The organism is Rhizobium sp. F40D2 (assembly GCF_051810745.2).
Lineage (GTDB): Bacteria > Pseudomonadota > Alphaproteobacteria > Rhizobiales > Rhizobiaceae > Rhizobium.
In genome coordinates this window covers 3,595,681-3,615,619 of the sequence record NZ_CM131436.1, presented here as the reverse complement: position 1 = coordinate 3,615,619, position 19,939 = coordinate 3,595,681, and the positions used below count along the sequence as shown (strand labels likewise).

The window sequence follows — 19,939 nt, the reverse complement described above, 5'->3', positions numbered from 1 at the left end:
TCCCGCGGATGAAACGACGAATGCAGGCAGCGGGAGCAGCATCAAAACTCCTCCCCTTGTGGAGAGGGGTTTTGATAACTGCCGAGTTCCGTATCGATCCCCTCAGGCAGCCCGCACAGCCGCCATGGGCTTCACATTCTGGTTCATGCGGAACAGGTTGTCCGGATCGTAACGCCGCTTGATTTCGGCAAGTCGGGCGTAATTGGCGCCGTAAGCCGTCTCGACACGATCGGCCTCGTCCTCAGGCATGAAGTTGATATAGGCGGTACCCACAGCATGTGGCTTGGTTGCCTCGAAAAGCTCACGCGCCCAGCCGGTGCAGCTTGCATCCATCCCGGCCTCCCGCCAGCGTGCATGCACATTCATGACGAAATGCGAGCTGCGTTGCGGGAATGCGGTGGCTTCGGTGGCAATACGGCCGGCCGCACCACCGACATGGCCGACGAATATCTCGCATTCCGGTCCCGGCAGCATGCGCACGGCGTTAAGGAGAACGTCGATCGCTGCATCCGAGAGCGAGGCGAAATCCTGGCTCTTCCAGTAATTGCGCGCACCTGGCGTCAGCAACGGATCGAATGCCTGCTGCCAGCCGGTAAACGGCACCGGGCCGACGACATCGGCAATCGGTTTTCCGATCGCCCGCAATCTTTCCGTCGCCTTTTCTCCCGCCGCGATGTCTCCGCAATAGCACATGGCGAGCACCACGATCTCCTTGCCGTGCCATTCGGCCGGAAGGAACGGCAGCGGCGGCGCCTGGCGCATCACCACCCAGCAGGTCAGCTCATCGGGTGCCGCTTCCAGCGCCTGCCGATATTCCCTCAGCACTTTCTCCGCCTCCGTGAAGGGATGCACGACCAGTCCGGCAAGAACATCGGAATGGAGCGGGTTGAGCTGGAACTCAAAGGAGGTGACGACGCCGAAATTCCCACCGCCGCCGCGCAAGGCCCAGAAGAGATCCGGCCTTTCCGTCTCGCTCGCCTTGACCAGCTCGCCATCGGCCGTCACCACATCGACCGAGACCAGATTATCGATCGTCAGCCCGAATTTGCGGGTCAGCCAGCCGAAGCCGCCGCCAAGCGTCAAGCCGGCAATGCCGGTGGTGGAATTGATGCCGGTCGGCAGCACCAGCCCGAAGGCCAGCGTTTCCTGGTCGACATCGGCAAGTGTTGCGCCCGGCTCGATCCAGGCGCGGCGCGTCTCCGGGTCGACCCGCACAGATTTCATCGCCGACAGGTCGATGACGACGCCGCCCTCGCAGATGGCGTTGCCGGCAATGCCGTGCCCGCCGCCGCGCACCGAAACGAGAAGATTGTTGTCGCGAGCAAACCGCACCGCGCGCACGACATCGGCAGCACCGGCGCAACGGGCGATAAGCCCGGGCCGCCGGTCGATCATCGCATTCCAGATCGCCCGCGCCTCGTTGTAATCCATATCCTTGCCGGTCAGGAGCTTGCCGCGAAATCCGGCAGCAAATGCATCGATGGCCACATCATTGACCATCGTCTGCCCCTTTTGCAGGGTCGTCAGGTTCAAATTGTCCATGATTTCCTCCATGCGACCGGCGCCCCGCACCGTCGCGCTGGCATATTGCGCCTGCGGTGATTGCCAAACAAGTTTTCCAAAAGGATTAGCCAATTGCCGCTGCAGTCACCGGAAGCCCACCTCACGAAAACTTCTCCCGTCCCCCATTTCCATACTGTCGCCCGTATCCGATTGATGTATGGAGGAACTTCAAAAAAGACGTGCACGGAGGCGGCAATGGATCACCAGGAAAAATCCAAGACGGACAAGAACCTGACGAGCGGCGATCTCGACGAGCAGGCGCTGTTCTTCCACCGCTATCCCCGCCCCGGCAAGCTGGAGATCCAGGCAACCAAGCCGCTCGGCAATCAGCGCGACCTGGCGCTCGCCTATTCGCCCGGCGTTGCCGCTCCCTGCCTCGCGATCCGCGACAATCCTGAGATGGCAGCCGAATATACCTCGCGCGCCAATCTCGTCGCCGTCATCTCCAACGGCACCGCCGTGCTCGGCCTCGGCAATATCGGCCCGCTGGCCTCAAAACCGGTCATGGAGGGCAAGGCCGTGCTCTTCAAGAAATTCGCCGGCATCGACGTCTTCGATATTGAGATCGATGCCGCAAGCGTCGAGCAGATGGTCTCGACCGTCTCCTCGCTGGAGCCGACCTTCGGCGGCATCAACCTCGAAGACATCAAGGCGCCCGAATGCTTCGAGGTCGAGCGGCGCCTGCGTGAAAAGATGAAGATCCCGGTCTTCCACGACGACCAGCACGGCACGGCGATCATCGTCGCCGCCGCGATCCTCAACGGACTGGAACTCGCCGGCAAGGCCATCGAAAACGTCAAGATCGTCGCCTCAGGCGCCGGCGCCGCCGCCCTTGCCTGCCTCAACCTGCTGGTCATTCTCGGGGCAAAACGCGAAAACATCTGGGTCCACGATCTCGAAGGCCTCGTCTATGAGGGCCGCACCGAGCTAATGGACGAATGGAAATCCGTCTACGCCCAAAAGAGCGACACCCGCACGCTCGCCGAAAATATCGGCGGGGCCGATGTCTTCCTCGGCCTGTCGGCCGCAGGCGTCCTAAAGCCTGAGCTGCTGGCGCAAATGGCCGACAAGCCGCTGATCATGGCGCTCGCCAATCCGACGCCTGAGATCATGCCCGATCTCGCCCGTGCCGCCCGTCCCGACGCGATGATCTGCACCGGCCGTTCGGATTTCGCCAACCAGGTCAACAACGTCCTCTGCTTCCCCTATATCTTCCGCGGCGCGCTCGATTGCGGCGCCGAGACGATCAATGAGGAAATGAAGATGGCCGCCGTGCGCGCCATCGCTGCCCTTGCCCGCGAAGAGCCGTCCGATGTCGCCGCCCGTGCCTATTCCGGCGAGACCCCGGTCTTCGGCCCGGATTACCTGATCCCCTCGCCCTTCGATCCGCGCCTCATCCTGCGCATCGCGCCTGCGGTGGCAAAGGCTGCCGAACAGAGCGGCGTGGCGCGCCGGCCGATCCAGGATTTCGACGCCTATCTCGATCAGTTGAACCGCTTCGTCTTCCGCTCCGGCTTCGTCATGAAGCCGATCTTCACCGCGGCAAAGGCCGCCGAGCGCAAGCGCGTCATCTTTTCCGAAGGCGAAGATGAGCGCGTGCTGCGCGCCGCCCAGGTGCTGCTTGAGGAAGGCCTTGCCGACCCTATCCTCATCGGCCGCCCGCAGGTCATCGAGACGCGCCTCAAGCGCTACGGCCTGCGCATCCGGCCGCTGCAGGATTTCGAGGTCATCAATCCGGAAGACGATCCGCGCTTCCGCGAATATGTCGATCTCTATTTCTCCCTGGTCGGCCGCCGCGGTGTCATCCCGGAAGCCGCCCGCACCATCGTGCGTACCAATACCACCGTCATCGGCGCGCTGGCGCTGCGGCGCGGCGAGGCCGATGCGCTGATCTGCGGTCTGGAAGGCCGCTATGAAAAGCATCTGCGCGACGTCCGCCAGATCATCGGCAAGCGCAAGAATGTCCGCGATTTCTCAGCCCTCAGCCTGATGATCTCGCAGCGCGGCGCCACCTTCTTCACCGACACTTACGTCACCTTCAATCCGAGCGCCGAGGAAGTTGCCGAGGCAACGGTGCTGGCGGCCGAGGAAATCCGCCGTTTCGGCATCACCCCACGCGCCGCCCTCGTCTCGCACTCCAACTTCGGCTCGCGCAGATCAGAAAGCGCCACGAAAATGCGCAACGCCCTCCATCTGGTTCGCGAGACCGCCCCAGATCTCGAGGTCGACGGCGAAATGCACGGCGAAAGCGCCATCACCGAAGCGCTGCGCAAGCGCGTCATGCCGGATACGACATTGCACGACGAGGCGAACCTGCTGGTCTTCCCGAACCTCGACGCCGCCAACATCACGCTCGGCGTCGTCAAGTCGATGACGGACGGCCTGCATGTCGGGCCGATCCTGCTCGGTGCCGCCCTGCCCGCCCACATCCTGGCGCCTTCGGTCACCTCCCGAGGCGTCGTCAACATGGCCGCCCTCGCCGTCGTCGAGGCATCGCAGCCGGCGTAAGAACAAAAGCTTAGAGCGGTTCTGCGCTTCCGGGAAGCTGAACCGCTCTAAGCCGGTTGCAACAAACCAACGACACGAGTCTGAAACCGGCCAGCGCCGTATCAGCCACCGGTTATCGACAGACGTCCTTGATCTGCGAGCGCATCCGCGCGCTCGTTGCCGGCAATCCCTAAATGACCCTTGCACCAGGCAATGGCCACCAGGCCATTCAGGGATAGCTGAAGATCGACGGCTTTCCAGATGTCCGCATTGTCGATCATTCGCCTTCGCCCATTCCCGTTCGGGCTGCTCTTCTTCCAGCCGTTGTTCTTCCAGATATGTCGCCGGCCGTTGCAGCCTTTGACGGCATAGATGGAATCGGACCAGATGACCGCGGCTTCGCCAGCTGTTTGGCAATTGATCCACATGGCTGCCCTGAGAACGGCGGTCAATTCCATGGAATTATTGCTGGAGTCTTCAGCGCCGCCGAAGCCGGAGGCGATTTCCACCGCATCGCGATAAGCGACAAACGACCAGCCTCCACGCCCGGAACCGGGCTCATAACAACCGTCCGCGAAGACGTGCAGCCCCTGCTGGGATTCCGGTCCGGCTGATGCCGGTGCGGAGGATCGGATCTCGTCGGGAAAGCCTGTCATTTTCACCGGGGTCTCGGGCGATTGCTGGATAAGATCACGAAAATACGCTAGTATTTTGTCCGAGCTTATTAAGAGAAATACGTTAAGAGGAAACGCGCGGCGGAGTGACGTCGCATTCGCCCCACCGACCGTTTGCTCATTCCGGGACGACGCCGTGAAACGCCGAAACCTGTCTCTTGCCCTCCTTCTCGCCTTCGCAGCGCCCGCCGCTGCGCAGACCAGCGCCATCTGCGAGGACCTGCGCGGCCGTCTCGCCGACCTGCCGCGAACGATCGGCAATGGCAACGGCCCGGAAGCCCGGCAATATGCCAGCGCCATGGCCGAGCAGAACCTCGAGCTGCGCAAGGTTCGCAACGACCTGCGCAGTTACGGCTGCACCTCAGGTAGCATGGTGGTGATCGGCGGCGAGAATGCCGATTATTGCACCGAGCTCTCGCAGGCCGAAACCAGGATGATCGACAATATCGGCTATCTCCAGGACCGGCGCAACGAGCTTGCCGGCCGGAACGGCGCCGATGATGCCCGCCGCGAACTGATGGCCGCGCTCGACCGCAACGGCTGCAACAGCGAGAATTTCTACGCACCCTCCGAACGCAGCGCCAACGACCCCGCCCCAAGCGTCGAGGAACAGGCGATGCGCTCCGATACCTTCATACCGCTCGGCGGCGGTCAGGAGGCTGATCCGCGTTACGGCCTGCCGCGGGCCGATATGCTCTCGCCGGTCAGCACCATCTGCGTGCGCAGCTGCGACGGCGGCTTCTTCCCGATCAGCTCGAACGCCACGTCGGTCGATTTCGGCCGCGATGCGCAGACCTGCGCCAAGATGTGCCCCGGCATCGAGACCCAGCTTTTCTATCGCGACGTGACGAGCACGGAAGCCTCGAACATGATCTCGGTCGCAACCGGCACACCCTACAGCGCCATGAAGAACGCCTTCGCCTACAAAAGCCGCGCGCCCGGCGAGAAAAACGCCTGCGCCTGCAATCTCACCGCCTATTACGACGAGATGCGCGGCAATCAAGCGATAAGCCAGCCACCGCAACAGGGATCGATCACCACCATCCACACCAATCCGCCGGTGAAGGATAGCGCGGCAGCCGCCGCGCCGCAGCCATCGGTTCCGGATCGTCCCTACGACCCCACGCAGAACAAGGTCCGCCAGGTCGGCCCCCAATTCCTCGCCGGCGACCAGGGCTCGATCGACCTTGCCAATCCTGCCGCACCCGGCCCGCAGCCGCAGCAGCAGTGATCGCTACCTCTCGCTCCTTCCCCAGCCATCGTGGAAGACGGTTTCCTCGAGCGGCAGCCGCTGCCGCCAGCCTTTGACCGAGAGTTCCGGCTGGTCATAGAGCCGCTCGACGAAACCGGCGCAGAGCCAGGCAACCACCTCGATATGCTCGGGTATGCCGAGAATGGTCTTCAGGTCGGCTTCGCGAAAGATGCTGACCCAGCCAATGCCGACCCCTTCGGCGCGGGCCGCCAGCCAGAGATTCTGAATGGCGCAGACTGTGGAATAGCTGTCCATCCGCGGGTTGTGCGTGCGCCCCAGCACCACGCTGCCGCTGCGGGTGGGGTCACAGGTCACGCAGATGCCGAGCGGCGCCTCCACGATGCCTTCGAGCTTGAGGGCGCGGTAAGCCTGCCGCCGCTCGCCCTCAAACATCAATGCCGCTTCCTCGTTGGCCTTGGCAAAGGCATCCCGGATGCGCGCTCGCACCGTTGGACTTTTCACCAGAATGAAATTCCACGGCTGCATGAAGCCGACGGAGGGTGCGTGGTGGGCGGCCGTCAACAGCCGTTCCACCACGTCGTCGGGCAAGGGCTCAGGCAGGAACTGGCTGCGAACGTCGCGCCGCGTCATGATCGCATGATAAACGGCCTCGCGTTCGGCCAAGGAAAAACCGGACGCCACTGACAGGGCATCCTCATCAAAGGGTCGCATCGTCAAATCCCCAACAACGCAACCGCCCGCCGTCCGCGCGGGTTGGGTCTATCTTGCCAGGCCGGTCTTCTGACTCGGCGTCATCCGTCTGCCGCAGCCTTCCCGGCGAAAGCCAGTGGCATGATGAAGCGGCGAACGTCAGCCTTACAGCGTTGGGCACGTTCCGGTCTTGCACCGGATTCCCGATTCTCCCGCTTGAAAAGCGGGCACCTGACGGCGCATCTATTTCAGCAAACTGACTCTGCGGCAAGCGGCCTCATGCCGCATTCAACTGCCTGTGACATCGATCGCGTGGACAGCTGCGCATCGCTGCCGTAGAAACGAACAGATCCCAACCGACGCCCGTGGCGCCGCAATTTTTCTCTTTGCAGCCCGGTTGCCCGCGCCCCGCCAGACACCCATGACCCTTGCGGTCGCCCTGTTCATGGAACAGATGATTCCACAGCCATTCGCCATGGCCTTCGGCCATGTTGCCAGCAGCCAGGCGACCGCGATCAACGCCATTGCCCAGCGTATCTCCATGACGATGGGCGTGCCGATCGCCGGTGGTATCCTGGAAATTTCGACCAGCTTCCACGGCGGCAAGCTGCTAGTCTCGGATTTTCACACCGCCTTCTTCAGTGTCTCAATGATTTCGGCGCTGGCCTGCATCACCTTCCTGCGCCTGCCGCGCGATGCCGGCGCCAAACTGACGACGTGCCGCCGCAAGCGCCACCAAGGCGAGCCCAAAGAGGCGATCGCAGAAAACAGCTGATCAACCCAAATTGCCGGCCGGCGCAGCGGCGAAATGACACGCGTCCTCTCCGGCTTACCCTTCCACTTTATGATTTGTTCACACATCAAAGACACACTGCGTCTGCGCGTTTTGGGTTGCTATCAGGACATGGGCATGAGCGCTCGTGATGCAACCGTCAGCGTGGATGCCCGTGTTGATACGCCGGTCGGAACAGATCTGACTGAGCCGCAATTCCAGGCCCCACGGAATGTTCCAGTTTTTGAAAACGATGCCTCTGACAGCCAAGCTCGCGGCGATTATCGTGACCGTCAACCTTTGCGGCATCTCAGCCTTTGCCACCTACACCTGGATGTACGAAACCAAGGCGTTGATCGATGGCGCCAAGGCGAACTGGTCCAAAGATGCGGAGCAGTTTGCGTCCCTGGCCGCCGGTGGTGTGAAATGGGGCAAGGCGAACGCCGTTCGCGAGGCCTATTCGCTCTACCGCGACGACCCCTCGCTTGATCTTGTGCAGTTTGCCGCCTTCAACGCCGAACCTGCCGCCGTCGATACGTGGACGCGCGATGGCATCAGCGGTTTGCCCGCACCCGCCGATCTGGCAAAGAGCCTCAGCGCCAAACCTGAGAAAACGACGATCGATGACAGCGGAATATCTGCCGGTGTTGTGACGATCATCGCGCCGCTTCCGCTGGATAAATCGGGCAAGGCGACCGGCTACGTCGTCACCAATTGGTCGGTCGAAAAAATCGCTGCCGAAGTCAAGCAGAAGGTGCTGATTTCGCTGCTGACGCAGTTCTTGATCACCGCAATCGCCGTTGTCGCCTTCCTTCTCGCCATGCGTAGCCTTGTCGGCCGCCCCCTCCGAATTCTCAGCGAGCGGATCAGCGCGTTGCAGAAAGGCGATCTCGCCTCTCCTGTCACCTATAGGGAAAATGGCGACGAGATCGGTTTCCTCGCACGCGCCCTGGAAGTTTTCCGGAACGAGGCGATTGCCAAGGTCGAAAGAGAGCAGGCCGCGGCCGAGCAGAGCGCCTCATTCGACGCCGAACGGGCGCGGAACGCATCTTTGACGGAAGAAGCCAGCAACGCTCAGCGGCTGGTCATGACAGCGCTCGCAAATGAATTGGAAAAGCTCGCCGCCGGCGACTTCTCGATACACCTGGCCGATCTCGGCCCCGAATTCGACAAACTGCGGCAGGATTTCAACCGCATGGTCGAAGCGGTCGCGGCTGCATTGACCGAGATCAAGATCGCTTCCGTTGCGGTTGAGGGCGGGTCGAGCGAACTTGCATCCTCCGCCGATCAGCTCGCCAAGCGGACCGAACAGCAGGCGGCAGCCTTGGAACAGACCGCCGCGGCACTGGATGAGGTGACCACCACGGTCAGAGTGTCGTCGCAGCAGGCCGAGAGTGCCGGGAAGCTGGTCGAGGAAACGAAGCGTAGCGCTCATGTCTCGGCGACGGTGGTGCGCGACGCGATCGGGGCGATGGACCGGATCCAGACCTCGTCGAGCCAGATCGGCCGCATCATCGGCGTCATCGATGAAATCGCGTTCCAGACGAACTTGCTGGCGCTGAACGCCGGCGTCGAGGCGGCGCGCGCCGGCGAAGCCGGCAAGGGTTTTGCGGTCGTCGCGCAGGAAGTGCGGGAACTCGCCCAGCGGTCCGCCAACGCGGCGAAGGAAATCAAGAACCTGATCAGGGTATCCGGCCAGGAAGTGGCAGCCGGCGTCGGGCTGGTGAACGAAACAGGCGATGCACTCTTGAAGATCGAGGAGCAGATCAACCGCATAAGCGACAGCATCGCCTCGATTGTCCAGTCCTATCGCGAACAGGCGACCGGCCTGCAGGAAATCAACGGCGCCATCAATCAGATGGATCAGGCCACACAGCAGAACGCGGCGATGGTCGAAGAGACCAACGCTGCCTGCCAGGAACTGCGCACACAGGGACGCCTTCTGCAGGATTCGGCCGGCAGGTTCACTGTCGCAGCCTCTCCCGCCAGCCAGCCCAAAGCAGCTCAACCAGATCGTCAATCTCGCCCGGAACAGAGAGTATTTTCGCAGCGCCATGCGGGCAGCGCCGCTATCGCCGCTTCTCCCGATGCCTGGGAAGAGTTCTGACGCCAACTTCGTTCGATAAGCTTTCAATCCTCAACACCCCAAAAATCGGGAAGGGAACAGTTATGAAGAAAGTCGTGACCGCATTTCTTTTGGCCTGCACCGCAGTCGCCGTGCCCATGGGCGTATCCATGGCGCAGGATGCGAAGCTCGCCCCGATCTCCGACTACGTGGCAAGCGACATAAAGCCCTGGCTGAACGACCCGGTCATCATCGAGGCCATCAAGGCGCAGAATGCCGCAAACGCCAATCTGGGCCAGGCCGATATCGACGCCCTCGACAAGAAGTGGCGCGCCGAGGTCGATGGTTCCGACCATTCGATGATCGACGGCGTGCTCGGCAATGCGCTGTCGAAATTCCTTCAGGAAAAGAAGGCTGCCTCCAATGGCAAGATTGCCGAGGTGTTCGTCATGGATGCAAAGGGGCTGAATGTCGGTCAAAGCGATCCCACCTCCGACTACTGGCAGGGCGACGAAGGCAAGTTCCAGAAATCCTTCGGCGCCGGCAAGGACGCCGTCTTCGTCGACGATATCGAAAAAGACGAATCGACCCAGGCGCTGCAATCGCAGGCAAGCGTCACGATTTCCGACGACAAGGGAACACCGATCGGCGCCATCACCGTCGGTGTGAACGTCGACGCTCTCTGACCTCAGCTCTGCTTCATATCGCCCAGAAGCCGCGCGCTTTTGGGCGATATATTCCTCAGCCCTGGGGGAGTGATTGGGTCCTGTAGGGCGGAATTTTCAAGCCGCAAATTCTGCGTGACAAAATGCTGCCGCGCCGTTACATAGGCCGAATGTCGATCACTTCAAACTACGCCTCGCGATTTTATGCGTACCGCTGCTCTCAGCGGATGCGGGTCCATGCGTAACTGAATTCGACGCGACGACAACCCGAACAGCCGCTAGTCTACCTGGCGGCTTTTTGTTCCGCACGGTATGACCAAACAGGAGCATACCGTGTCTGATACCATTGACGATCTCCGTATCCTCGAGATCACACCCCTGACCAAACCCGCCGATATTATTGCGGAAATCCACCGCGACGCCGTGGTTACCGAAACCGTGACCAGCAATCGTGATGCGATCCATAGGATTCTCCGGGGCGAAGACGATCGCCTGGTTGTCGTCATCGGCCCCTGCTCCATCCATGACCCGATTGCCGCCCGGGAATATGCCGCACGGCTCAAGGAGCAGCGGCGGCGTTTCTCCGACGATCTGGAAATCGTCATGCGCGTCTATTTCGAAAAACCCCGCACCACCGTCGGCTGGAAGGGCCTGATGAACGATCCGCATCTCGACGGCAGCTACCGCATCGAGGAAGGGCTGCGCATCGCTCGGCGCCTGCTGCTCGACATCAATGCCATGGAGCTTCCCGCCGGGGTCGAATTCCTCGACACGATCACGCCGCAATACATCGCCGACCTGGTCAGTTGGGGAGCGATCGGCGCGCGCACGACCGAAAGCCAGATCCATCGCCAGCTCGCCTCCGGCCTCTCCTGCCCGATCGGCTTCAAGAACGGCACCGATGGTAGCGCCCGCGTCGCACACGATGCGATCCTGGCCGCCTCGCAGCCGCACCACTTCCCCGCCGTGACCAAGGACGGACAGGCGGCCATCGCTTCGACCACGGGCAATGAGGACTGCCACATCATCCTGCGCGGCGGCAAACAGCCGAACTATGAAGCGGCCGACGTCGAAGCGGTGGTCGGCGAAGCCATCAAGCTTGGCGTCACCCCGCGCATCCTGATCGATGCCAGCCATGCCAACAGCAGCAAGGATCCGATGAACCAGCCGCGCGTCGTAAAATCCGTGGCCGCGCAGATCGCCGCCGGAAACCATCACATCAAGGGCATGATGATCGAGAGCAACCTCATCGCCGGCCGCCAGGATCTCGTCCCCGGCAAGCCGCTGGTTTACGGCCAGTCCATCACCGACGGCTGCATCGACTGGGACATGTCGGTGGCGACGCTGGAAGACTTGGCGCAGTCTGCCCGCGAGCGGCGCAAGGCAGCCATCGCAGCCTGAGCAGCACTATCAAGCGCGGCGGGCAGATATCCCGCCGCCCATTCACAGGTCAATCTTCGTCCAAAAGACGCAGGCCCTCATCGGTCCAGAATCCGCCCTCTGGCTCCGGTTTGACCAGACCAAAGGAAGCCAGCACTTCGACCGCGTCTTCGCCGGCACTTATGGACTTGTGAACCAGCCCGTTTCGTCCATCATCCATATACTGAAGACACTTGGAGGCCAGAGCTTTAAGGATCGCTCTTTCTTCAGGTGTCATTGAAATTAAGCTTCCCTGCTCGGTCAAAACTTGGGACGGTGATTGTTAATACAATCTCGCCACCCACCACCCCGTCATCAATGTTGGCTCGATCGCGGTGAGGGCTTTTCACGACGTGCGCCGGTGCAGGCACTTAGAGGCGACGACCATATTATAAGCGGTCACAGTTCGAATAGAGTCGAGATATTCATTCTCGTCATAAACGACGTCACCTAAAAACAGGAGCGCAATCTTGTCCTGTGACTGGAGCACAAGCTCCTCTTCCGGCGAAAGCGGCAGGTCATCGAAAAAGCTCATGGCATTATAGTTCCTGAAGTACGTCTCCTTACCGCAAGCATATCTCATATCGTGCTGAATATAGAATTTGGCGATGGGAACCGCCATCTGATTTAAAGCCTGAGACTCTTGGTATTTTCCGAACAACCGCAGATACTCCACCGGAAACGCGGCAAAGAAAAAAATAGGACAGCAGGTTATGATGGCTAATGTCCCGAACAACACGGCGCGCACGATCGATTGACTTCCTTTAACCTCATTGGCGGGACCTATCTAGGCCCATTACCATATCAGATGGCGAAGCCCTATAGAGAACATACTGTCCTCACCGCCCCATCATTATCTGGCGGCCGGGTGGCTAATGTTGAAGGCATCTTCGCGTCTCTCCAGGGCGCGGCCAATGCTTATTCCGGAAGGGTTGCGTCAGGCTTAAGGCGGCCACCACCCCATAAAAAATGGCGATGCGCCGCTCTCAAGATCTCGCCGGGAAATAGCGCACGTAGGCAAACTCGTCACCATTTGGTGACCAGCAGGGCACGTTGATCGTGCCCTGCCCGCCGAACAGCTCGAACAGCGTCCTCAGATTGCCGCCATCCATGTCCATCAGCCGCAGCCGCACGTCGAGGTCGCGCGGGTGGTCGAAAACCGAGGGGTCGTAGGATAGGATCAGCACCTTGTCATTCTTGGGCGATGGGTGGGCGAACCAATTGCCCTGATTGTCCGACGTCACCTGCTCCAGCCCGCTGCCATCGGGGTGGATGCGCCAGATCTGCATCAGCCCGGTGCGGCTGGAATTGAAATAGATCCATTGTCCGTCGGCCGAATAGTCCGGCCCGTCGTTGCGGCCCTCGCCATGCGTCAGCCGCGTCTCGGCGCCGCCGTCGACGGAGATCGTATAGATGTCGAAGAGATCGTCGCGGATGCCGCAATAGGCAAGCTGGCGGCCGTCGGGCGACCAGCCGTGCCAGTAGGACGGCTGGTTCTCGGTGACCAGCCGCGGCGTGCCGCCCTCGATCGGCAGGACATAGATCGTCGACTTGCCGAATTCGGTCTTATCAGAGATGACGATCTCGGTGCCATCGGGTGAAATGCCGTGATCATTGTTGCAGTTGACGGCAAAGCCGGTATCGACCTTGACGACTTCGCCGCCATCGAGCGGCAGCCGCCAGAGCAGCCCGTCGCCGTTCAAGAGCAGATAGGAACCGTCGGGCGAGAAGTTCGGCGCCTCGACCAGCTTATCCGTCTGCCAAACCTCGCGAGCTCTGCCCGCCCTGACATTGTAGATCTCGACCGAGCTGCGCATGTTTCCTCCCTTGAATCTCAGTCGCGTCAGCGATCCCGGAACCGGTTGGTGATGGGATAGCGCCGGTCGCGGCCGAAATTCTTCTTGGTGATCTTCACGCCCGGCGCCGACTGCCGGCGCTTGTATTCGGCGAGATAGAGCAGGTGCTCGATGCGATGGACGGTCACCACGTCATGGCCGCGCGCGACGATTTCTTCGACCGCCATCTCCTTCTCCACGAGGCATTCGAGAATATCGTCGAGGACGGGATAGGGCGGCAGCGAATCCTGATCTTTCTGGTCGGGACGCAGTTCCGCCGACGGCGCTTTGTCGATGATATTTTTCGGGATCACCTCGCCCGACGGTCCCAGCGCACTCGGCGGTACATTTTCGTTGCGCCAGCGTGCCAGAGCATAGACCTGCATCTTGTAGAGGTCCTTGATCGGATTGAAGCCGCCGTTCATGTCACCGTAAAGCGTGGCGTAGCCGACCGACATTTCCGACTTATTACCAGTCGTCACCACCATCGCGCCGAATTTGTTGGAGATCGCCATCAGGATGACGCCGCGCGCCCGGCTCTGCAGGTTTTCGTCGGTGATGCCGCTCTCCGTGCCGGCGAAGAGATCGGAGAGCGCACTGCTGAAGCCCGTCACCGGTTGCTCGATCGGCACGATGTCGTAGCGGCAGCCGAGCGCCTTGGCGCAATCGGCCGCGTCCTTCAGCGAATCCTCCGATGTGTAGCGGTAGGGCAGCATGACCGTGCGCACCCGCTCCTCGCCCAGCGCATCGACGGCGATTGCCGTGCAGATTGCCGAGTCGATGCCGCCGGACAGGCCAAGTACCACCGTCTTGAAGCCGTTCTTGTTGACATAGTCACGAAAGCCGAGCAGGCAGGCACGGTAGTCGGCCTCCTCGCCTTCAGGAATATGCGCCATCAGCCCTTCGGCGCAGTGCCAGCCGGCTTCGCCGCGTTTCCATGTGGTCACCGTAAGCGCGGTCTCGAACTGGCTCATCTGGAAGGCGAGCGACTTGTCGGCGTTGAAGGCGAAACTCGCGCCGTCGAACACGAGTTCGTCCTGGCCGCCGAGCTGTGCGGCATAGACCAGCGGCAGACCGGTCTCGATTACCTGCCTCAGCACCACCTGATGGCGGATATCGACCTTGCCGCGATAATAGGGCGAACCGTTCGGCGACAGCAGGATTTCCGCCCCGCTTTCGGCCAGCGTCTCGCAGACGCCGAGTTCGCCCCAGATGTCCTCGCAGATCGGAATGCCAATGCGTACGCCGCGGAAGTTCACCGGCCCCGGCATGGCCCCCTGGTTGAAGACGCGCTTCTCGTCGAATTCGCCGTAGTTCGGCAGATCGATCTTGTCGCGCACCGCGAGCACCTTGCCGCCGTCGAGCACGGCGACGGAATTGTAGCGTCCGGTCTGGTCCTGCCGGGGAAGACCGATGAGAACACCCGGCCCGCCATCGGCGGTGTCGGCGGCAAGACTCTCGACCGCTTTCCAGCAGGCGCGGATGAAAGCCGGCTTCAGCACCAGATCTTCAGGCGGGTAGCCGGAAATGAAGAGCTCGGTCAGAACGAGCAGATGCGCGCCTTCGCGAGCCGCATCGGCACGCGCTTCGCGTGCCTTGACGAGATTGCCGGCGACATCGCCGACCGTCGGGTTAAGCTGGCCGATGGCAATGCGGAAGATATCAGAGAGAGCGTTTTCCTGTGTCATGTCATTTATTTAGCTTGCAGCTTCCGCAACGGCAACATGTCCGCGGCGAAAGCCGCACCTTGCGATGACGAAATTTTTGTGCACGGACGCGCCGCGGCCTCGCGGCACAGACACGCATTGCAATTTCCCGGAGGAGCGGAATACTGCCCCCAAAAGCGACTGCATCGATAGGGGGCACCGGAAACAGGCCATGTCTAATCTTTCGAATTTCATGCACCATCATTTCGACAAGCCGGCCGACGAGCTCGGCGACATCGAAAAACGCGTGCTGGCGAGGGCGCACGAGCGCAAGGTCATTTCGACCGACGTCAACGCCGCTCTTTCCGCCGAGGCTTCGTTCGGCGAGCGTGTCGCCGATGGAATCGCCCGCGTTGGCGGCTCCTGGTCTTTCATCCTCGCCTTTCTGGCCTTCCTCGTCGTCTGGACGCTGATCAACACCATCATTCTCGCGACCGGTGCTTTCGACCCCTACCCCTTTGTTTTCCTCAACCTGATCCTGTCGATGCTCGCCGCCATCCAGGCGCCGATCATCATGATGTCGCAGAATCGCCAGGCCGAACGCGACCGCTTCGAGGCCGCCAAAGATTATGAAGTCAATCTGAAGGCCGAACTCGAGGTCCTCTCCCTGCACCAGAAGATCGACATGCGGGTGCTGACTGAGCTGACGGCGCTGCGCGAGGACGTCGCCCGCCTCAGCGCCGATCTTGCCACCAGGAGCTAAAGCATGTCGCGCAAAACTGCGCAGCGGTTTTTCCCAGTCGAAGCGCGAAGCGCTTTTGCCGCAACGACGTGCGTAAAAACAAAGACCTAAAGCGCGAGGGATTTAGACAGGAAACCTGTCATATTGCGGCAGCCCATCCGATATCTCGTAAAAATCGCCCTTGTCGGCGCAGTAGATATGGTGGCTGAAGGCAAGACCGCTTGGTTCGTCGAAGGCACCGGCCAAGACGGAAACCTTCGGCGATTGGTCGCCCTGCCAGAACAGCGCGGAGCCGCAATTCGAGCAGAAGCCGCGCTGGGCTTCCGCACTTGACCTATACCAGCGGACCGCGTCGGCGTCTTCGACCGACAGGGCCATGCGCGGCACATTGACCGCGGCATAAAAGTACCCGGTCTGCCGGCGGCATTGCGAACAATGGCAGCCGACGACGGGTCCGGGCTTCGCCCCAATTGAAAATCGCACGGCGCCGCAAAGACAGCCGCCTGTATGCCGTTCGGTCATGAACGCTCTCCCCTTTTATGAGTGAAAATTGCCGCCGATCGCGCTTGCCGTCAAATCCATTCCGCTCAACAAAATCATCAGAAATCTTGAAGGTTGCAGGCCTGGCCGCCGCTCGGCTGCTGCGTCGCCGCTGTTGCTTGTCGACAACACCGCCCATCCCGTCCCATCCCGGCATTGAATTACTCGCTGTAGTCGGCGATACTGCAGCTCCAATTTCATTCAACCTCTGGGAGACTGACATGAGAGCGACCCTGTCTAAACAGAAAGGAAACATCGCCCACAGGGACATTCTGCCTCATGAATATTCGGTTCTCCCGCGCGAGGAAAAGCTCGCGACGCCATAACGCCTTCCTGAAATTCTTCCTGGACGATTCCACCGTCGACCACGGCCGACGTTGGTCGCGCATGATGAAATTTCTATCCTATTATCGCCCCCATCTGCCTTTGCTGCTGGCGGATCTGCTGTGCGCCATCCTCGTCGCCGGTACGGCGCTCGCCTTGCCGCTCTGCGCCAATATCGTCACCAGCCGTCTTCTGGCTCTGCATAACGCTCCGGAGGCCTTCGCCCAGATCCTCGGGATGGGCGGTGTCATGCTGGCCGTCCTGGCAGTCCAGATCGCCGCCATCTTCTTCGTCGATTATCGCGGCCACGTCATGGGTGCCCGTATCGAAGCGACGGTGCGGCAGGAACTCTTCGAACACTGCCAGAAGCTCTCCTTCAGCTTCTACGATCGCCAGCGCACCGGCCAGCTGATGAGCCGTATCACCAATGACTCCCTCTGGCTGGGCGAGCTCTTCCATCACGGGCCCGAGGACCTTTCCATCGCCGTGCTGAAATACGGCGGCGCCATGCTGGTGTTGTTCTTCATCGATCCGCCGCTGGCCGGCCTCATCCTGATGCTGACCCCTGTCGCGGTGATCTATGCGCTGTATTTCAACCGACGCATGAACCGTGCACTGGAAGCCAGCAAGCATCAGATCGCCGCCGTCAACGAGCGCGTGGAGGATGCACTCGCCGGCATCCGCGTCGTTCAGTCCTTCGCCAACGAGGCGCTGGAAAGGGAACGCTTCGCCGAGCAGAACCGCCGCTTCCTGCAAAGCCGCGCCGACGGCTACCGCAGCGAGGCGTGGTTTTCGGTCGGTACCGAAACCTTCGCCCAGCTCGTCACCATACTCGTGATCGTCGTCGGAGGCCTGCGTATCCTGACGGCGGACCTGACCGTCCCCGATATGCTGACCTTCCTGCTCTGCGTTGCCGTCCTGGTCGATCCCGTCCAGCGGCTCGCCAACTTCGTGCGTCTCTGGCAGGAAGGCTACACCGGTTTCATCCGGGCGATGGAAATCCTGGAGATCGACCCTGATATCACCGATCGGCCTGCCGCCCGGCCGATGCCGGCGCCAAGGGGAGAGATCAGTTTCTCCAACGTCGCCTTCGGTTACGAGGTCGATGGCCCGCGCGTGCTGGAGCGGCTTTCCCTCACCATCGCGCCCGGCGAGTTCGTTGCCCTCGTCGGTCCTTCAGGCGTCGGCAAGAGCACGCTTTGTGCGCTCATCCCACGCTTCTACGATGTCGAGGCCGGGGCGATCCGCATTGACGGCACTGATATCCGCGACGTGACGCTGGCCTCGCTGCGGCGCCATGTCGGGGTTGTGCAGCAGGATGTCTATCTCTTTGCCGGCACCGTGGCGGAGAACCTGCGCTACGGCAGGCCCGATGCCGGCAATGCGGAGCTGGAAGCGGCCGCCCGCGCCGCCAATGCGCACGACTTCATCATGGCCCTGCCCGAGGGCTATGACACCGATATCGGCCAGCGTGGCGTCAAGCTCTCCGGCGGTCAGCGCCAGCGCCTGACCATCGCCCGCGCCTTCCTCAAGGATCCGGAGATTCTGATCTTCGACGAGGCGACCAGCGCGCTCGACAATGAAAGCGAACGGGCGGTGCAGCAGGCGCTGCTGAGCCTGGCGAACGGCAGAACCACCCTGGTCATCGCCCATCGCCTGTCGACCGTCCGCCATGCGAACCGCATCCTGGTTCTGACGGCAGACGGCATCGTCGAACAGGGCACCCATAACCAGCTCATGGCGCAAGATGGCGTCTATGCCAATCTCCACAGCGTCCAAGCGAGCATTTGACGGCAATAAAAAACCCGGCATCGCGCCGGGTTTTTCTTCATCCGTATCGGGCTGGTCTCAGCCGTTGGCGACCATGCGCTTTTCATCGCGGCCGCCCTTCATGCGCTCAGCGAGCAGGAAGGCAAGCTCGAGTGCCTGGTCGGAATTGAGGCGCGGATCGCAATGAGTGTGGTAGCGGTCCTGCAGATCGTCGGCGGTGACGGCGCGGGCGCCACCGGTGCATTCCGTCACGTCCTTGCCGGTCATTTCGACATGGATGCCGCCGGGATGTGTGCCTTCGGCGCGATGGATCTGGAAGAAGCTTTCGACTTCCGACAGGATCCGCTCGAAAGGCCGGGTCTTGTAGTTGTTGAGCGTGATCGTGTTGCCGTGCATCGGGTCACAGGACCAGACGACCTTGCGACCCTCGCGCTCGACGGCGCGAATGAGACGCGGCAGGTTTTCGGCGACCTTCTCATGGCCGAAGCGGCAAATCAGCGTCAGGCGCCCGGCTTCGTTCGCCGGATTCAGGATGTCGATCAGCTGCAGCAGATCATCCGCCTGCAGCGACGGGCCGCATTTCAGGCCGATCGGGTTCTTGATGCCGCGGCAATATTCGATATGCGCATGATCGGCCTGGCGCGTGCGGTCGCCGATCCAGATCATATGGCCTGATGTGGCATACCAGTCGCCGGAAGTGGAATCGACGCGGGTCAGCGCCTCCTCGTAGCCGAGCAGCAGCGCCTCATGGCTGGTGAAGAAATCGGTCTCACGCAGGCTCGGGTGGTTTTCCGAGGTGATGCCGATCGCCGTCATGAAATCCATGGTTTCGCTGATGCGGTCGGCAAGCTTGCGGTAACGCTCGCCCTGCGGGCTGTCCTTGACGAAGCCGAGCATCCACTGATGAACGTTTTCGAGATTGGCGTAACCGCCCATCGCGAAGGCGCGCAAAAGGTTAAGCGTTGCGGCCGACTGGCGGTAAGCCATGGCCTGACGCTCCGGGTTCGGAATGCGCGACTCTTCGGTGAACTCGATGCCGTTGATGATATCGCCGCGATAGGCCGGCAGCGTCACGTCGCCCTGCTTCTCGACATTCGACGAACGCGGCTTGGCAAACTGGCCGGCGATGCGGCCGACCTTGACGACCGGAAGCTGCGCGCCGAAGGTCAGCACGACGGCCATCTGCAGGAAGGCGCGGAAGAAGTCGCGAATATTGTCGGCGCCGTGCTCGGCAAAGCTTTCGGCGCAATCGCCGCCCTGCAGCAGGAAGCCGTTGCCGTCTGCGACATTGGCGAGATGCTTCTTCAGGCGGCGCGCCTCGCCGGCGAAAACGAGCGGCGGATAGCTGGCGAGCTGAGCCTCCGTTGCTGCCAGTGCGGCCGCATCCGGATATTCGGGAACCTGCAGGATGGGCTTTTGCCGCCAGCTGCTCGGGGTCCAATTCTCTGCCATCTCACTCACCTCATTCACATCCGTCCCTGGGATGCACCTATCCTTGATTGCGGCGGCTTATAGACCTTTAGATCAGGCTTGC

Annotated in this window: 16 protein-coding genes, 1 pseudogene and 1 riboswitch; of the genes and pseudogenes, 8 read left to right on the top strand and 9 right to left on the bottom strand. The window is 61.4% G+C overall.

The window, feature by feature from the left end:
* Positions 1-102 precede the first annotated feature (102 nt).
* A complete protein-coding gene (locus ACS4RS_RS17385) occupies positions 103-1,542 on the bottom strand; it encodes an FAD-binding protein (protein ID WP_439009974.1) in 1,440 nt (479 codons plus the stop codon).
* 216 nt (positions 1,543-1,758) lie between these two features.
* Here ACS4RS_RS17385 and ACS4RS_RS17380 point away from each other — a divergent pair, with 216 nt between their 5' ends.
* The gene (locus ACS4RS_RS17380) at positions 1,759-4,071 is read left to right on the top strand and encodes an NADP-dependent malic enzyme (RefSeq protein ID WP_449313754.1); all 2,313 of its coding nucleotides are present in this window, start codon (positions 1,759-1,761) and stop codon (positions 4,069-4,071) included.
* 101 nt (positions 4,072-4,172) lie between these two features.
* Here the strand turns inward: ACS4RS_RS17380 and ACS4RS_RS17375 are convergent, their stop codons facing one another.
* A complete protein-coding gene (locus ACS4RS_RS17375; RefSeq protein WP_439011813.1) occupies positions 4,173-4,706 on the bottom strand; it encodes an RNase H family protein in 534 nt (177 codons plus the stop codon).
* A 154-nt stretch (positions 4,707-4,860) separates the two neighbouring features.
* On the opposite strand from ACS4RS_RS17375, the gene ACS4RS_RS17370 reads away from it, so the two are divergent.
* The gene (locus tag ACS4RS_RS17370; protein WP_439009976.1) at positions 4,861-5,955 is read left to right on the top strand and encodes a DUF2865 domain-containing protein; all 1,095 of its coding nucleotides are present in this window, start codon (positions 4,861-4,863) and stop codon (positions 5,953-5,955) included.
* Positions 5,956-5,958: 3 nt separating this feature from the next.
* On the opposite strand, the gene bluB is transcribed toward ACS4RS_RS17370, so the two are convergent.
* Positions 5,959-6,648 (bottom strand): 5,6-dimethylbenzimidazole synthase, encoded by a 690-nt coding sequence (gene bluB, locus ACS4RS_RS17365; RefSeq protein ID WP_439009977.1) that lies wholly within the window; start codon positions 6,646-6,648, stop codon positions 5,959-5,961.
* A gap of 42 nt (positions 6,649-6,690) precedes the next feature.
* Positions 6,691-6,877: riboswitch (cobalamin riboswitch) on the bottom strand.
* A 120-nt stretch (positions 6,878-6,997) separates the two neighbouring features.
* On the opposite strand from bluB, the pseudogene ACS4RS_RS17360 reads away from it, so the two are divergent.
* The 4 genes and pseudogenes from ACS4RS_RS17360 to ACS4RS_RS17345 form a co-directional block, all read left to right on the top strand.
* A pseudogene (locus tag ACS4RS_RS17360) lies at positions 6,998-7,402 on the top strand (MFS transporter); the annotation flags it as partial.
* Between the two features lie 229 nt (positions 7,403-7,631).
* Entirely contained in the window at positions 7,632-9,506 is a 1,875-nt protein-coding gene (locus ACS4RS_RS17355; protein ID WP_439009978.1) for a methyl-accepting chemotaxis protein, read from the top strand.
* Positions 9,507-9,568: 62 nt separating this feature from the next.
* Complete coding sequence (locus ACS4RS_RS17350; RefSeq protein ID WP_439009979.1) at positions 9,569-10,150, top strand: hypothetical protein; 582 nt, start codon at positions 9,569-9,571, stop codon at positions 10,148-10,150.
* 312 nt (positions 10,151-10,462) lie between these two features.
* Entirely contained in the window at positions 10,463-11,530 is a 1,068-nt protein-coding gene (locus ACS4RS_RS17345) for a 3-deoxy-7-phosphoheptulonate synthase (protein WP_449313753.1), read from the top strand.
* Between the two features lie 49 nt (positions 11,531-11,579).
* On the opposite strand, the gene ACS4RS_RS17340 is transcribed toward ACS4RS_RS17345, so the two are convergent.
* From ACS4RS_RS17340 to ACS4RS_RS17325, 4 genes are all read right to left on the bottom strand, one after another.
* Positions 11,580-11,786 (bottom strand): hypothetical protein, encoded by a 207-nt coding sequence (locus tag ACS4RS_RS17340; protein WP_449313752.1) that lies wholly within the window; start codon positions 11,784-11,786, stop codon positions 11,580-11,582.
* Between the two features lie 108 nt (positions 11,787-11,894).
* Positions 11,895-12,296 (bottom strand): hypothetical protein, encoded by a 402-nt coding sequence (locus ACS4RS_RS17335; RefSeq protein ID WP_439009982.1) that lies wholly within the window; start codon positions 12,294-12,296, stop codon positions 11,895-11,897.
* A gap of 238 nt (positions 12,297-12,534) precedes the next feature.
* Complete coding sequence (locus ACS4RS_RS17330) at positions 12,535-13,365, bottom strand: TolB family protein (RefSeq protein ID WP_439009983.1); 831 nt, start codon at positions 13,363-13,365, stop codon at positions 12,535-12,537.
* Between the two features lie 26 nt (positions 13,366-13,391).
* Positions 13,392-15,071 carry an NAD+ synthase gene (locus ACS4RS_RS17325; RefSeq protein WP_439009984.1) on the bottom strand — a complete coding sequence of 560 codons (1,680 nt, stop codon included), beginning with the start codon at positions 15,069-15,071 and terminating at the stop codon, positions 13,392-13,394.
* Positions 15,072-15,261: 190 nt separating this feature from the next.
* Between ACS4RS_RS17325 and ACS4RS_RS17320 the strand changes: the two genes are divergently transcribed.
* Positions 15,262-15,792, top strand: coding sequence for a DUF1003 domain-containing protein (locus ACS4RS_RS17320; protein WP_439009985.1), 531 nt, complete (start codon positions 15,262-15,264; stop codon positions 15,790-15,792).
* 102 nt (positions 15,793-15,894) lie between these two features.
* Here ACS4RS_RS17320 and ACS4RS_RS17315 read toward each other — a convergent pair whose 3' ends face one another.
* The gene (locus tag ACS4RS_RS17315) at positions 15,895-16,293 is read right to left on the bottom strand and encodes a GFA family protein (protein ID WP_449313751.1); all 399 of its coding nucleotides are present in this window, start codon (positions 16,291-16,293) and stop codon (positions 15,895-15,897) included.
* A gap of 297 nt (positions 16,294-16,590) precedes the next feature.
* On the opposite strand from ACS4RS_RS17315, the gene ACS4RS_RS17310 reads away from it, so the two are divergent.
* Positions 16,591-18,426, top strand: a complete 1,836-nt coding sequence (locus tag ACS4RS_RS17310; protein ID WP_439009987.1) for an ABC transporter transmembrane domain-containing protein — start codon at positions 16,591-16,593, stop codon at positions 18,424-18,426.
* A gap of 57 nt (positions 18,427-18,483) precedes the next feature.
* On the opposite strand, the gene ACS4RS_RS17305 is transcribed toward ACS4RS_RS17310, so the two are convergent.
* Entirely contained in the window at positions 18,484-19,857 is a 1,374-nt protein-coding gene (locus ACS4RS_RS17305) for a class II 3-deoxy-7-phosphoheptulonate synthase (protein ID WP_439009988.1), read from the bottom strand.
* Positions 19,858-19,939: the final 82 nt, after the last annotated feature.

Coding starts and splice junctions, on each gene's coding strand:
- ACS4RS_RS17385 (WP_439009974.1), bottom strand. CDS start 1,542: ATGGACAATTTGAACCTGACGACCCTGCAAAAGGGGCAGACGATGGTC.
- ACS4RS_RS17380 (WP_449313754.1), top strand. CDS start 1,759: ATGGATCACCAGGAAAAATCCAAGACGGACAAGAACCTGACGAGCGGC.
- ACS4RS_RS17375 (WP_439011813.1), bottom strand. CDS start 4,706: ATGACAGGCTTTCCCGACGAGATCCGATCCTCCGCACCGGCATCAGCC.
- bluB (WP_439009977.1), bottom strand. CDS start 6,648: ATGCGACCCTTTGATGAGGATGCCCTGTCAGTGGCGTCCGGTTTTTCC.
- ACS4RS_RS17355 (WP_439009978.1), top strand. CDS start 7,632: ATGTTCCAGTTTTTGAAAACGATGCCTCTGACAGCCAAGCTCGCGGCG.
- ACS4RS_RS17350 (WP_439009979.1), top strand. CDS start 9,569: ATGAAGAAAGTCGTGACCGCATTTCTTTTGGCCTGCACCGCAGTCGCC.
- ACS4RS_RS17340 (WP_449313752.1), bottom strand. CDS start 11,786: ATGACACCTGAAGAAAGAGCGATCCTTAAAGCTCTGGCCTCCAAGTGT.
- ACS4RS_RS17330 (WP_439009983.1), bottom strand. CDS start 13,365: ATGCGCAGCTCGGTCGAGATCTACAATGTCAGGGCGGGCAGAGCTCGC.
- ACS4RS_RS17325 (WP_439009984.1), bottom strand. CDS start 15,071: ATGACACAGGAAAACGCTCTCTCTGATATCTTCCGCATTGCCATCGGC.
- ACS4RS_RS17320 (WP_439009985.1), top strand. CDS start 15,262: ATGTCTAATCTTTCGAATTTCATGCACCATCATTTCGACAAGCCGGCC.
- ACS4RS_RS17315 (WP_449313751.1), bottom strand. CDS start 16,293: ATGACCGAACGGCATACAGGCGGCTGTCTTTGCGGCGCCGTGCGATTT.
- ACS4RS_RS17310 (WP_439009987.1), top strand. CDS start 16,591: ATGAATATTCGGTTCTCCCGCGCGAGGAAAAGCTCGCGACGCCATAAC.
- ACS4RS_RS17305 (WP_439009988.1), bottom strand. CDS start 19,857: ATGGCAGAGAATTGGACCCCGAGCAGCTGGCGGCAAAAGCCCATCCTG.